General features: G+C 54.4%; 9 protein-coding genes. 8 read left to right on the forward strand and 1 reads right to left on the reverse strand.

The annotated features are described in order from the left end of the window. The first annotated feature begins 343 nt into the window (after positions 1-343). The 8 genes from K3166_RS11010 to K3166_RS11050 all read left to right on the forward strand — a co-directional run bounded on the left by K3166_RS11010 (position 344) and on the right by K3166_RS11050 (position 13,284). Entirely contained in the window at positions 344-3,772 is a 3,429-nt protein-coding gene (locus K3166_RS11010; protein ID WP_221422268.1) for a serine/threonine-protein kinase, read from the forward strand. Continuing rightward, complete coding sequence (locus K3166_RS11015; RefSeq protein ID WP_247714795.1) at positions 3,772-5,139, forward strand: phospholipase D-like domain-containing protein; 1,368 nt, start codon at positions 3,772-3,774, stop codon at positions 5,137-5,139. Before K3166_RS11010 ends, K3166_RS11015 begins: the two co-directional genes overlap by 1 nt. Then, entirely contained in the window at positions 5,136-5,828 is a 693-nt protein-coding gene (locus K3166_RS13565; protein WP_221422270.1) for a PP2C family protein-serine/threonine phosphatase, read from the forward strand. Before K3166_RS11015 ends, K3166_RS13565 begins: the two co-directional genes overlap by 4 nt. A 213-nt stretch (positions 5,829-6,041) precedes the next feature. Then, positions 6,042-6,884 carry a hypothetical protein gene (locus K3166_RS11025; protein ID WP_221422271.1) on the forward strand — a complete coding sequence of 281 codons (843 nt, stop codon included), beginning with the start codon at positions 6,042-6,044 and terminating at the stop codon, positions 6,882-6,884. Positions 6,885-7,119: 235 nt separating this feature from the next. Then, positions 7,120-8,559, forward strand: a complete 1,440-nt coding sequence (locus K3166_RS11030; RefSeq protein ID WP_221422272.1) for a hypothetical protein — start codon at positions 7,120-7,122, stop codon at positions 8,557-8,559. A 300-nt stretch (positions 8,560-8,859) separates the two neighbouring features. Continuing rightward, positions 8,860-9,933, forward strand: coding sequence for a dsDNA nuclease domain-containing protein (locus K3166_RS11035; RefSeq protein ID WP_221422273.1), 1,074 nt, complete (start codon positions 8,860-8,862; stop codon positions 9,931-9,933). 14 nt (positions 9,934-9,947) lie between these two features. Beyond that, entirely contained in the window at positions 9,948-11,684 is a 1,737-nt protein-coding gene (locus K3166_RS13465) for a hypothetical protein (protein WP_247714624.1), read from the forward strand. 463 nt (positions 11,685-12,147) lie between these two features. Next, on the forward strand, positions 12,148-13,284 hold the full coding sequence (locus tag K3166_RS11050; protein ID WP_221422274.1) for a hypothetical protein: 1,137 nt from the start codon (positions 12,148-12,150) through the stop codon (positions 13,282-13,284). 295 nt (positions 13,285-13,579) lie between these two features. On the opposite strand, the gene K3166_RS11055 is transcribed toward K3166_RS11050, so the two are convergent. Then, a complete protein-coding gene (locus tag K3166_RS11055) occupies positions 13,580-14,809 on the reverse strand; it encodes a tyrosine-type recombinase/integrase (RefSeq protein ID WP_221422275.1) in 1,230 nt (409 codons plus the stop codon). Between the last annotated feature and the right edge of the window lie 91 nt (positions 14,810-14,900).

Genomic DNA, 14,900 nt, shown 5'->3' on the forward strand with positions numbered 1-14,900 from the left:
GACCCCTCGAGCCCTGACAAGACGTTGCGATTCGATGAGGCGCTAGCCATCCTGACGCTCGCGGGGCTCCGGGCAAGCCCCCCCCCTGTTGTCCGAAACCCCTTGCCCCTCCGGCTCGGATGCCTCGTGTGCAAAGCTGGGGTGGCGCGCCACAATCAGCTTCAACAGTGTAAATTGGGCCGATTGCAGACTGTCAACTATACATGACCGATATCTAGTGAGCAGACCTGATGCGTCGAAAAACTAACTAAGGTTGTGAAAATTTGGCAATTATTTACCAAACTCTCATTGAATTTATTCGCCTGTCCGTTGAATAAGGCCTACTTAAAGTGGGAGGGTTTGAGTGCGCTTTATTGATGGCCGATACCTTGTTGACACGAGCTGGGGTCCGCACAAGGGGCAGCTGAGTAGTGTATTCAAGGCTGTAGATTCGAGCGATCAGATGCGGGACGTCGCGATAAAGCTCTTTGATAGGGCGGCATTCGATCAGCCCACTGTCGCCGAAGGCTTTAATCGGGAATGGAAAAGCTTTGAGAAGCTAACCAGTCACGACAACATTGCGAAACTATTAGACGCGGGTATCGACGAGGAAACAGGAGCAAGGTTCCTCGTGCTGAATTGGTATGCTGAGGACCTTGACGCCCTAATCAATGAAACATCTGGAATGCAGTGGGGCCAATTTTGGGAAAGCCTCGGTCGCCCTATACTCGATGCCCTCGTCTTCGCCTACAAGCAGGGCATTCTCCATCGTGACGTCAAGCCATCGAATATCCTCCTCGACGAAAGCCGTAGGCCGAAGGTTACAGATTTTGGCATCGCGAAATTTCGGCAATATTCACGACCAGGGGTAACGCTAGCCTCCTTCAAGACAGTTCCATATGGGCCGCCTGAGGACGAAGAATTCTCGGGTGAGACGAGGGACGTATTCTCCTTTGCTGCATTGTGTCTCGAGTGCGTGACAGCAAAGCGCCTAGAGTCATACGAAGACGTTTACGAAAGCCTTCACACTGCTGACATACCGCCAGAAATCAGAGACGTATTTGCGATAGCCTTGGCAGGCAGCCCTAAAGATCGTCATGCAAATATCGAAATACTTGCTGCTTCGCTTGAGCGTGAAATCAGGCGCAGCGAGGCAGCGATGGCCACCGCGTATCGGGTCCCAATCTCGATAACCAATTCGGTTAAAGACTCATTGAAGGCGCTTCGGCAGCTCGATAGTGATGCTGCCGCAGAGGGAATGGCTTTCCAGATCCTTCAGGAGGGCTGCGCATTCGAAACGATTGCAGCCCAAAATGACGAAAAACACATAGGCCTTCTCGCGGCCGAATTTTTCTTCCGCGCAGTGCCGAATTGGCAGAACAATTCACTGACATTGATTGCCGTGGCTCAGCAGCCCCCTTCACAACTCGATCGAAGACGCGAGAAGGCGTGGTCTCCGCTAGTGAAGTTCTCGCCCCAAAGTGTCCATAATTCGCCTGAAGAGTTCAACAGGTTCGTTGACGATTTCGCTGAGTTTGAAACCAATAGAAAAATCCGGGCGGCAAAATCTGACGAGGAGAAGCTGTTCAATCACTGGTCATCTCTTCTGCACTTCAAGGAAAAGCTAGATACTGAACTCGCCGGAAAGATCACCTTCAAGAAAAGTGCGATTGAGGGCCAGCGCCTTCGGCTAAGCTATGTGGAAGACGTAGCGGACGAGGCCGTAGGCCAAAACCGCATTGTACGCCTACAAAATGGCGGTGTGATCGCTGGTGAGATCGAGAGGATTACGCCAGACGAAGTCATCCTATATTGCCCCCGCTCGCAGGACCTATCTCAAGTGCCGCAGCGTGGTGTCTTGGAGTTGGACAATCGTTTAGCCCGTACTGCATTTAAGCGACAGAAAGAGGCATTGGACAGCGTCCGCTTCAGACGGAACGCAAGACCGGACCTTAAAGATATTCTGATTGGTCAAGCGACTCCACGCCCTCCAGTACCAAGAGATATTGAGTTTTTCCAAAAGCGTTTGGATGAAGACAAGAAAGCTGGTCTGAGGGCGGCGATAGCAAGCCGTGACATCGTCGTCGTAGAGGGGCCTCCGGGAACAGGGAAAACAAAGTTCATCACTGAATTGGTGGCCCAAAGCCTAGCAGATCCAGATATCGAGCGAGTTCTAATATCCTCTCAAACGCACGTGGCGCTGGACCACGCATTTGCGGCGATTGAGAAGCTAGCGGAACGCGAGAACATAGCCTTCGATGCTGTCCGCATTGCCCGCCCTGACGACGAGCGTGTATCAAGAGATGTCGAGCATCTACTTCTGCAAAAAAGGGTTGATAATTGGCTTTCCAAGGCGATGTCCCGATCGGAGGAATTCCTCTTAGAATGGGCCGCCAGCAATAACATCTCGCCTGAAGATGTTCGCACTGGTCTAGCGCTTGGTGATCTCAGAAAATCAATGATAGCTAGGGATCTTCTTCGCGAGGACGCGAAATCTCTTGCTAGCGAACTTGATGCGTTGCTCGAGGCCAAAAAGGTTCAAAAGCAACAAACCCTCAAAGCGGCTGAATTCACCAAAACTAATGATGACATACGGGCGCTGCGCGAAAGGCTCGATGTGGTCGAATCCGAGCTTCCAATCGCCGAGCATCGGTTTTCCAAAGCCTTCGAGAAAGCGAAATCTCTGCCCCAGCTAGATGGGCAGATCGATAATATGACACCGGAGGAAATGGGCGAATTGGCCGAAGATTTCCTGATGCATTCAGAAGCCGGTCAACAGTACGGGAAATTGCTGCGATTAGCCGAAGAGTGGAGGCAAAGGTTCGGCCACTCAAGTGATTTCCATGGAGCTTACATCAGTGAGTGCAACTTCGTGGGTGGAACTTGCCTTGGCGTGGCAGCAAGCGCGATGCAATCGGTTGAGTTTGACCTTTGCATCGTCGACGAGGCGTCGAAAGCATCTCCGACTGAAATATTGGTGCCAATGGCAAAGGCGAAACGATGGGTAATTGTGGGCGATCCAAATCAGCTTCCACCCTACTCCGACGCTAGTCCAGAAGCTCGAAAATTGCTTGCTCAAGACGGCCTAACAAAGGGCGATTTGCGCAGAACTCTGCTGGATCATCTTATTTCGACGGTCCCAGAGGACTGCCGGCTAAGTTTGAATACGCAGCATCGCATGACACGTGCGATCGGTGATCTCGTGAGTGAATGCTTTTATGATCGAAGACTCAATTCGGTGAACGAGGATACATGCGAATATCTCGTGAAAGCTCACGCGATGCCGAAGCCCGTGACCTGGTTCGATACTGGCGGCCTGCCAAACTCGAACGAAACCCGACGCCGAGGAACCTTTGTCAATCAGACGGAGGTCAATCAGATAGCGAGCATGCTGCTAAGACTAGAATTGGCCGCGTCGCAGCGAAAAATGAAATACTCGGTCGCGATCCTCTCTGGTTATGGCGGGCAGGTCGAGGCAATCGAGAGGATGCTGGACACCTATCGAAAACGCTGCCGAACGCTAGAGATTGAGGTCGGGACCGTTGACTCTTTTCAAGGGAAGGAGGCGGACGTTGCTATTTATTCCGTGACCCGGAGCAACGACGCTGGTGAAATTGGCTTCTTGAAGGAGCGTGAGCGGCTCAACGTGGCGCTGTCGCGGGCAAAGATTGGCCTCGCGATCTTCGGGAATTTGGACTTTTGCCGAGAAACGAGTGGAAGGAATCCTTTTCAGGCGGTGATCCGATACATTGAAGACAATCCAGATGACTGCGCGGTGGAGGAACTTCAGTGATGTCTCCAGAGGAAATCGCTCAACAGCATGATGACCGCCCTGGTTATAGGGTCGTCGACTTTGAAGAGGTCGGCCTGCCGGTTTACAAGATTAGGTCTATTGTTCTGACCCTAGAGCCTAAGGCGTTTTCGGCGATCGAAGAATTCGTGCTTCGAACAATTGAAGCGGGCCTGACCGATCCTCAGGAGATCGCCGCGTTCCTCGGTTTGGCGACTACCCTAGTTGAGGCCACAGCCTCAACCCTCCTGCGCGAGGACTCTGTCAAAGTAAACTCAGACGGCACCCTCTCGCTAACCGAGAAAAGCCGTTCGATCTTGCAGGGGGAGAAACTCAAAGCGCCTCGAGAGCAAGCGCTAATCTTCTGGTTCGATGGATTGACGAGGAAGCCAATAGAACCACCTCATGCTTTGGAGCCGCGCTACCTCAAAGAACGGGGAATGCGCGAAATTCGGCCTTATCCGTCCAACCGACCAGAGGCCGACGAGATTGACGCAGAGCAGCTGCAGAAGGTCCTGCCGGGCGGGAAATCAAAGCGGGTCCAATCTCCAGACATTCTTCAGGTCCAGTCTGTTGAGAGGGCCTATATGCACTTTGTGCCGGCCACGGCGCTTATTTTTAGATCGGATACTAAATCAGAGATACAGGTGGGCTTCGCTATCGACGGCAGGCTCTCGAAAGAACATGAGGCTGCATTTGCCAATTCCGACGGTCCCCAAAAGTCGGGAATGGAATCCGCCATCCTTAAGGCAACTGCTGAAAAGGATCAGAGCGGTTTGAATCTCCCCATTGGGCCACTTCGGGGGCCAAAAGGCAGTGCGATTCAGCGCAGGCAGGATGCCGCAGAGCGTTTTAGATCGAAGTTTGCTGATGGCGACCAAAAGTCTTCTGGTGCTGCAAGCGCCGGAGTGGATATGGTATCAGTTTATGAGCACCCTGAGTTATTGCGCGATGCTATTCAGTCCAGCCGCCGAAGACTAATCATAGTTTCACCATGGATCACACCCGCGGTGGTAGATCGAACCTTCATGGAGAAGTTGAAAAACCTCATTTCTTCGGGGGTCAAGGTTTACATAGGCTATGGGCTAGGCGACGATCGCAACTTCCCCAAGCTGGAAAACCAGCTCGATGAGCTCGCCAAGAGCAACAAGAATTTTACACTCGCGAGGCTTGGAGATACCCACGCGAAGATACTGATCAAAGATGACGAGTATCTCGTCACAACAAGCTTCAATTGGCTCTCATTCAGAGGCGACCCGAGACGAGCGTTTAGGGAAGAATGGGGGATGAAAGTTACAATACGCGATCAGGTAAATGCTGCTGCAGATAAATTTGTGCGTCGCATCTCCAGATCCGGAGAACGCGGGTGACGGCCTTGCGCTATTGGGCATTGAGCCGGTGTGGACTGCGCGCCGAAAATCAAGATGCCTGTGTCGCACCGGGCCTTGGCCTAGTAGAAGAAAACACCGTTGTTCACGGTGCAATTACACTCTCTTGGGATGGGGAGGTTGTCGCAATCGCAGATGGAGTAGGCGGTGGTCCCGATGGGCGTTTAGCTGCGATTACAGCACTTCGAACCTTAACCGCACACTCTGTGAAACGGAATGACCCACTCCAATTGGAAAAGCTTCTCCGCACCGCTGATTTAGCAGTGCAGGGATTGAAGTCATCGAGAGGACGCCCATCGACAACAATTGCAGGAATCAGCACGAACGCGGATTTTACGCATATCTTTAATCTGGGCGATACCAGAGTTTACGACCTTTCCCATGAACAGCGCCTTCTGACAGAGGACCATCGGTCAACGATGAATAGATCTGCTATAACTCGTTTTTTGGGCGGGGGTCCGGCTCAGGGTGTTCCGAGGATCACCACTCTCGCAACCGAAGCCAGAAGGTTGCTGATTTGTTCGGACGGGCTTTACAACTTTGTTGCGAGTTCAACGCTAGCGCTATTGGCCGAAAGAGATCCTCAGGGCGAGTTGCCACGAATTTTTGACGTCGCGGAAGCATTGGGGTCGAATGATAATCTTTCGGCGATCGTGTGCGAGATCTCTTGAGTCACACCGCGGGAAGCGTTGTGCAGACCGCCGGCACCGCAACCTCAGCGGTTCCAATCAGGGTAACAGGGTAAGCGCAACGTTCGTTTTTCACTTTTGTACTGACCCTCAGCTTTGCGCCCACAAAGTCGCCGTTCGCGGCGTACCGACCGTTTACCGTTAGCTGCCGTTAGATCTAGTATGACGCATCTCACTTCACTATGCGTCGCTGACATGCCGAAGCCCAAGAAACCTAGCGCTCCAAAATATGAGAAGCGCATAGTCCTCTTCATTGATTTCCTTGGGTTCAAGGAAGTGGTTGAACGCACCAAAAAGGATGTCGAGGAATTCTCAAGGCTTATTGATGCGCTGGACTCGATAGGTGTTGCCGGAGAGCTTACGATCAATCCGAGCCAGCAAGTAACGCAGTTTTCCGATTCCTTGGTGATTTCCTACAAGGTTAGCGAAATCTCGGGCGTGTTCTGGATGGCAAATGCGATCGCGTTGACACTAATCCAGCTCGTCGGACAAGGCTATCTGCTACGCGGCGCGGTGACGATTGGGAAGCTCTATCACACCGAGCGTCATCTCGTCGGGCCCGCTATGGTCACCGCCCACGAGATGGAGTCGAGAGTCGCGTGCGTCCCGCGCGTCATTTTCGACCCAAGAATCATTAAGGCCGCTCGGCGCCATCCTCAGCCCGGCCACACACCGGACGAGGAAGAAGCCTATGTACGGCACTTCGTCAAAACGGATCTCGACGGGCAGCTCTATCTGGATTTTGTCACTTGGAAGAGTGTTGTCGAAGTCGCGGGATTGGATAGCGATGCCTATCCCGAATATCTCGCGAAGCTCGCCACGCTCATCGAGACAGGTCTCAACCATAAAGACGTTCGTGTGATCGAGAAATATCTCTGGCTCCACCGCGCCTACGCCGCCGAGCGTGAGCGCTTCGCGGCCATGCCAGCACAATACGTGCACGATCCCGAGTATGTCGATGCCATAACGGCGCTGCCGAGCTTCAGTGTTCTAGCGACCGAGGCTCGCAAACGCTTCGGAGCCGCTAAAAATTCATGATTTCTCTCAGGCGCGGTCAAGCCCCCGCCGCAGGTTAGACAGACGCGCCCCATTCTCCATCATTAGGAAAGGATACGGTACCGTAACTCTATCACTTGAGCGGCGAACGTCGGCAAACCGTGCCCTCCAGGTCGCGATGATAGGACAAGGCTGCGCTGGATTTTCGTTGAAGGTCGGCGCTTTAGCACCGATAGTAAACGCAATTTGACGCTCCGGCAGGCCAACGAAAGATAAAGTGAGTAATATGGCGGACCTCATCACCATCAAGTCCAACGAGATCATCGATCCGCAAGCGCAAATGCTGGTGACGTTTCTCGAGCAGATGGGGCTGCCATCCGAGAACATTATTGCCGATCAGGGGCAGCGCGCGATCATCGGCAACAATCTTGGTGACCTGATCGCGTCGATCCCTGCCGAACACCGCAAGGACGCGCGATATCTATCGAAGTTCGTGATCGGCGCCGGGGTCGGCCTGTTTGACTATTCTCTCAACGCCGTCTGGAACGAGGTCGTGCTCAAGCTGCGCAACAAAGCAGTCATGTACGGTCTCGACATTTTTTACGATGCTGCGGTGGGTGGCTCTAAGGCGCGCGAGTTCTACTCGACCGAAGAGCATCTCTCATCGCTCAAGGACTCGGTGCTGCTTGACACCTGCCGGAAGCTCGAGCTGATTTCCGACACCACTTACAAGAAGCTCAAGCACATTCTGGACATGCGGAATGACAACGGCATTTCTCACCCGACGACCTATTCTATCAACGCGTTCGAGCTGCTCGGTTACCTGCAGAACTGCGTTCAGGACGTCCTCAACGAGAATCCGACTGCCGCTGCCCTGCAATTGCAAAGCTTCGTCGCCAATCTCAAAACGCTGACAGGCCCGCTCGACCCGACCGCTAAGGCCTCGATCGAGGCCAAAATTGCCGAACTGCCGACCCATCTTTGCGGCAACTTGATCAGGACGGTGTTCGGTCTGTACGTGGCACCCGATACCGACCCGGCCGTCCGCAAGAACATCACGCTCTTCGCGCCCAAGCTCTGGACTGCGTGCGACGACGACACCAAATTCAAACTGGGCATCGTGCTTGAGGGCTACAACGTCAATCTCTACAAGGACAAGCATGCGCTTGGCGCACAGTTCTTCGAAGTTGTGGGCGGCCAAGTGTTCCGGTCACCGTCCGAACGTGCCATCATCATAGATGGCTTAATCACCAACCTGCTCAACACTCACAACGCTTGGGACAATTTCCATCACGAGCCGCCTGTTGCGTCTGAACTGCATTCCTATGTGCCCGACCAGACAGCGGTGATCGAACATCAGGCCAATCGGCTGTTCAAGGTCGTGATGATCTGCCGCATCGGGAACGGCGTGGCCTATAATTCCGGCGTGTCGCCTGGTGCCAAAGAATTTTACGACAAGATTCTCGGCGTCGCGGGGGACAAATACGCGCCACATGCCATGGCGTCGCTAGCGCACTATGAGATTAAGGCGCAGCTTGGCACCGAACGATGCCGTGTCCATGCACGCGACGCGCTCCAGATCGTCCGTACTATCGTGATCAATCAGCGGATCGCCGAATGCCTAGACTACCTGATCGCTCGCATCGCGACCGACGCGTCGTGTGTAGACTCGATGGAGTTCAGGAAACTGTCGGCCGATTACATCAAGTGGGGATGACGGGATAATCGAAGGTCCGCTTTTTGCGTGGCCCCCGCCGAAAGCTGCCTGACGGCAGTCGGCCCAACAACAGTCGGTCAGCAAAGCGCCCCATTTAGGCCCTTCGTAAATAGGCAAGCCAAACCTGAAAGCGGTCTTTGCGGATGGCGTGAGTTCCGCCAAGATGCTGACCGGAGCAGCGGTCGCAGATACTACAGGGGGTTCTCGCCGAGCACCGCCACGAATCTGGCTGGGCGATAATTTCTTGAAGATTGCATAATCTTCCAGTTGCAGGCATTAAATCGCGTCCAAGGGGCGTATATGGTCTTAGCAACAGATTTGGTCAGCACGCCTGTGCGTGAGAAGGGAGCGACCGGAGGTCGCTATGATTTCCAGACCATGTGGGGGTTGGCTCTGCTGTTCCAGCAGCACGGAACCAATGATGACTACGCCATTGTTTTCGAGTTCCACGACGATGTCGCTTTGCTCGATAGCGCCACAAATCCCAGCTCGGTTCGCTTCTATCAGGTCAAGTCAAAGGCAACCAACGGTGGTTGGACGCTGACCTCTTTGCTCAAGCGGCAAAAGGTGAAAACTGAAGATGGTGTGAAAGAGAAGCCCTCTTACATCGACAAGATGTTCGACAATGTCGACAAGTTTCAGGGCGCGGTCTTATCGGCCGATTTCGTGTCGAATCAGCTTTGCGGTTTCAACGCTGCCAAGAACGCTTTCCGCTTGAACGAATGCTCATCAGATGATTTCAAGAAGATCGTGGCATCGGTTCAGCAGGCCTATCCCAGCGCGACCGAAGCCCAGGTTGGGATACTGGGGTTCCAACGCACCGATCTCAGCCTAGGGGACGTAGCTTCCCATACAAAGGGCAAGCTGCAGACCTTCATTGCCGAGCAGCTTGGCACGGTTTGGTTCAGTCCGGAGGCCGTCTATCAGGCGATCGCCGACGAGTGTCGCAGAAAGGCCAATTTTTCCGGTGAAACCAGCTCTCTGCAGCAAGCAATCAAGGAGAAAGGGCTGACCAAGGCCAACGTGCAGGAGTGGTTGGATGCTATTCAGAGCAACAATCGGTCTCCGGATTGGAGCGCGATAACGCCAAGCTTGAGCTACCCGTTCGCGGAACAGCTCCGCATCGGTCAGGAATATTCAGTCTATCGGGCTGCCGCTCTGAACTCGGCTGATCGTGCGGTTCAACGAATTCGTATGAGAATCGCCGAAGCGCTTGTGACGGTCATCGATGATGAAGCCTTGAGCCTCGTTGATATGGTCGAGGCAATTTACCTGCAGGCCGAAGAAGTTGGAAAAAAATATTTGTCTCCATTTAGTCCATCAAGACTGAAGGCAATGATCATCTATGAAATATATTCGCATAGCCAAATCTGAAAAGTACAAGCGACTTGTCAGAAGCCTTAGAAAGAAGTCTCATGAAAAACTTGAAGTTGCGAAGGCTTCTTCTTCTGTCTCGAATCGAGGGGAAGGCGAGAGATGAGCAGTTTGATGACAGCACGACCGTAGTTTTTGGCGACAACGACACCGGGAAGTCGCATCTCATCAAGTCCATCTACGGCGCGTTCGGTGCTGACGCTTCGGTCGTGAACGAGAAGTGGAGCAAGGCATCGGTTGCCACGATGCTCGAATTTTCCGTGGATGGCGAGGTCCACTCGATGCTCCGTTTCGACGACCAGTTCGCCTTGTTCGATGCCACGGACAATCTCCTTTGGACCGGGACATCGCTCGTCAAGGAGGTCGGCCCCAAGGTCGCCGAGCTGCTCGACTTCACAATTCAGCTGGCCACCAGGTCGAACGATCTCTTGGTGCCGCCGCCGCAATTCTGCTTCCTGCCGTTCTATCAGGATCAGGATCGAGGTTGGGACGACAGCTGGAGTTCGTTCAAGAGCCTCGCGATGTTCCCCAACTTCAAGAAGAGCATTCTGGAGTATCATACCGGCATCCGGCCGAGGGAATATTACAGCGCGCAGGCCCAGCGCGCGGATGCGCAACGCGAACAGAACGAACTCAAGGCCGAGCGACACGCGCTGGATCGCGCGACCGCGCGGCTGCGGAACGGCCGCTCCCCGATAACGACGACCTTCTCGCCGGAACTGTTCGGAAGTCAGATAGAGCAATTGCTGGCGGAGCTGAATGAGCTTCGCGCGATCTATGACGGGGTAAAGCACAGGATCTCTGAACTCCAGTCTCGTCGGGCCGTGCTCGTTGAAGAGATCGAGATCGCGCGTGCTGCCTTGTCCGAACTCGATGCGGACGTGAAGTTCACTCAGAATCTGGCGGACGCCCAGGTAATGTGCCCCACCTGCAATACCGTCCATGAAAACGACTTCGCGAACCGCTTCAGCCTGATCAGTGACGCGGACGCATGCAGGGGCTTCCTTGCAAGTGCGCGGCACTCGCTGGTCGAAATCGAGGCCAATGTGGCGCGCCAGATGCAATCGCTGCGGGTGTATGATGACCGTATCGGACGTATTGACGCCCTGCTCCAGGAGAAGCGCGGAGAGGTAAAGCTCCGCGACATGCTCAAGGACGAGAGCGAACGCATCGTCGACGCCACTATTGCAGCTGAACGGGCCGTGATCGACGGGGGGATAGTGGAATGGCAGATCAAGGAGGAAGAGGCTGCCAAGCTGATGAAGGCGCATAGCAGTGCTAAGCGCAAGGCGGAAATCGTGGCATTCTACTCCAAGAAGCTCAGCGCCTTTGCGATAGAGCTCGGCGTCACGTTCGGAGTCGCGGCGAAGAAGAGCGTCTCGCCGAAGATCAACGAGACGGGCAGTTATGGCCCCAGGGCCATTCTCGCCTATCATTTCGCGCTGCTGCACACGATCCGCGAGTTCACCACTTCTTGTCTATGTCCGATAATCCTAGATACGCCGCTTCAACAGGATCAGGACGAGAAAAATGCGGCCGCCATCATTGCCTTTGCGCTCAAGAACCGGCCGCGCGACATGCAGCTGGTCTTGGGCACGGTCTCGCTGCACGGTGCAGAATATGAGGGGCACGTGATCAATCCGCAGGTGAAGGAGTCTCTTCTGCGCAAGAAAGAGTTCGACACGGTCAACGCTTATATGCGACCGTTCATCAACAAAATGCTCGGACAGGATCACGGTGAGCTTCTTTAGCCGTCGGCCTTCTGAGGCCAAAACGCAAAACTTGTCAGTCCGCCTCCGGCCCATAATCTGTCTTGGTTACGGATAAGGTGTGGTGGGGAGGATTCGAACCTCCCCTACGATGAAAACGGCTGATCGCAGCCCGCTATCCCTGGACCGTCACTACATGGATCAGCGCGCCACCTAGGCACCACAACATCGTATGCTTCACCACGCCCGTAAGGTCGAAAAGGTTGTCCATGCTGATCTCCATCGCAAGTTGTAGGCCGAAACCTAGGTCAATCTGAAACAGAGTGATGCTCAGCAGCGACGCGATCCACACCGTGACGGCTACCAAGAACTTGGAAAACGACTTTGACGCCGAACCAAACTCGCCAAACATTTAAGATCGCGCCCGCTCGGAAACAAGGCCATCACTTCACACAAATCCTTTTTTGTTCCGTGATTGATGATAAGCTGATGGGTGGAGACTTGTGTGGCGAAAGAGTTTGATCCTGGGAACCTTGTAGTTGTCGGCGCTGGCTTTTCCTTCAACGCCGGCCTTCCACTGGCTGGCGGATTCACCAAAGAACTCTTGAGCCTAGGGCGCGTGGTACCTGATGGTCCCAGCGCGCGACAGATAGCCTTCATCAGAAGCTTTGCAGATCGCGTCTTTGGCGAAGGCGCATCCCGCACCGCCGATGAGTGGCCTGATCTTGAGGACCTTTTCACGCTCGTCGATCTGTCCGCCAATACCGGCCACCATCTCGGTCCGCATTATTCGGCAGCAGACCTTCGAATTGTGCGTCGAGCGATCATCGTGCGAATGATTCGGATGCTCTCACAAGCCTATAGGCGTAGGCAGCGTTCGCCGAACGCCAATTGGCAAGCACTTGAGACATTCTTCGAAGGGTTCAGAGCCGACATCAGTGCAGTCCTCAGCATGAATTGGGACACGGTCTTCGAAAGCGGCATGGCTCGAGCACAAACGCTTCGGCGCGTGGATTATGGTTGTCATGCGCGAGCCATGATGTTCGATGGAGACCACCTAGTCGAACGGCCGCTCGGTGGCGACGAGCTGCACATTCTTAAGCCGCATGGCTCGGTCAATTGGCTCTACTGCGACGCTTGTCGCGAAACCTTCTGGGTGCCGCCAAACGATACTAACCAAGTCGCGCGAACTTTGTTTAGCCGCAAAGATTGGGCCACACTGTCTAAGCCAAAGTCAAAGCCGCCCGCAATTCGGACACCTGCTTGCCCTCATTGCGATACAAAAAGCCTTGGCACGCGTTTTGCAACCTTCAGCTATCGCAAAGCTCTGGATTTTCCGATGCACTCGGCAAGCTGGCGGACGGCCGAACGGTACCTTAAGGGCACCGCCGACTGGGTTTTTATCGGCTATTCGATGCCCGCCGCCGATTTTGAATTCAAGCATTTGCTGAAGCGGGTGCAGCTGACCGAAGGCGATCGACCTGACATCACCGTTATTACTGGCGGGAAAGATGCCGACGCCACGATTGATCGCTACAAGAAGTTTTTTGGCGATGTGAAAGGCAAGCGTTTCGCCTTCAAGAATGGCTTGGATGCCGATGCACTGAGGCATCTCGAGAAAATTAAAGTGCTGCGGACTTAGTGACCGGCGTTACCGCGAGTTCGACGCCAAACAGTCGGTATCAATCATGTGAAGAAGCATGCGCGACAGGCGAATGGCAGTATTTGATTTTCGGCTCCCCGAAAGCAGCCAATCCGCTTTCGGCCCCAAAGTCGTCATGACCTTTCACCACTTTTGTAACGAGCAACCAGCGGCGTTGGGCTTTTGAACGGCCGGTTTTGGGGACGCTGAAAGCAGACCGGAAGGTCAGTAATGGAGCGCGAAGGGGTCGCTATCTCAGGAACCTTCCTTCTCACCTAGTTCAAACCAAGACTCTCTATAAGAGTTTGCCAAACTCTTCCTGATCCTCGAGGAAGTCTGCCCACCACTGCATCATCTCACGCCGCGGCGCCAGATACTCGGCAGAATTGTATGCGCCCCGAATTGCATTGGTCTCAGCGTGCGCAAGTTGCATTTCGATCCAGTCTGAAGCGAACTTACGTGCTCCATTCGCGTCAACTTGTTCGTTCAGAATTGTCGACGCGAGACCCCGAAACCCATGAACGGTCGCGCGCCCCTTGTACCCAAGATCATACAGGCAAAGTAGCATGCAGTTTTCGCTGATCGGCTTTCTCCAGCGGTACTTCTGAGGAAATTGCCACGGGCTTCCCGTTTTCCGGGCGTAAAACTCGATCTCGTCGAGAAGAGCGACGGCTTGAGTGGGCAGGGGGACAACGTGGTCTCGGCCCATCTTCATACGGCTCGCGGGGATACGCCAGAGGATCTCGGTTGCTGATCGCCGCTCAATTTCCTCCGGCCTGAAAAAACGCGTTTCCCCAGTGCGAACCAAGGTGAGAATCGTCCAGCGTAAGGCAAGCTTCGTCACACGGTCGTGACCTGAGTCCTCCAGCTTACTGAAGAACTCGGGGAGCTCTGCTTTTGGCAAGCGAGCCCGGTGCTGGACTGGAGGCTTAGCGCGCATTGCTCCGCGGGTGTCGGGGACCGGATTGAGTTCGGCCCGCCCCGTCGCGATCGCATAACGCATGACAGCCGAGACGTGGCTCAGCGCCTTGCGACCGATCTCGAGAGCGCCCCGTTTTTCGTAGCGAGCAATTAGGTCCATAATGTCTGCATGCCGAACCTCCTTGATCGGTAACTGGCCGAACAAGGGGAAAGGATCGTTCTCGAATCGCGCGAGGATCCACGCCGCGTGCTTGGGCGCCCAACGCGCTTTCTGTTTTTCGTGCCACTCTCTTGCCACGGCTTCGAAGGTCTGCCCGGCCTCTTGCTGGCGCTGCTGGCGCAGTCGACGCTTCAACAGCGCAGGGTCGGTGCCCTCCCTAATCAAGCGCTTCATTTCCTCCCGCCAGGCTCGGGCCTCGACGAGCTTCATGTCAGGATAGCGCCCACCCGTGATCGTTTTCTGCTTGCCGGCAAAACGGTAGGACAGCTTGAAGGTCTTGGTACCAGCCGTACCAACTTCGAGATGCAGCCCGCCGCCGTCGGTGAGCTTGCGACGAGCAGGCCCCGGTTTTGCCGATTCAATCGCGAGCTCTGTGAGAGGCATGAGGCACCTGTTGGGTAATTGCCCCCTAACCCATCAATTACCCAACAATAATGTCAAGCAGGCGTGAGACGGCCTGACACAGTATGGGACA

It is taken from the genome of Qipengyuania psychrotolerans (assembly GCF_019711355.1).
Classification (GTDB): domain Bacteria; phylum Pseudomonadota; class Alphaproteobacteria; order Sphingomonadales; family Sphingomonadaceae; genus Qipengyuania; species Qipengyuania psychrotolerans.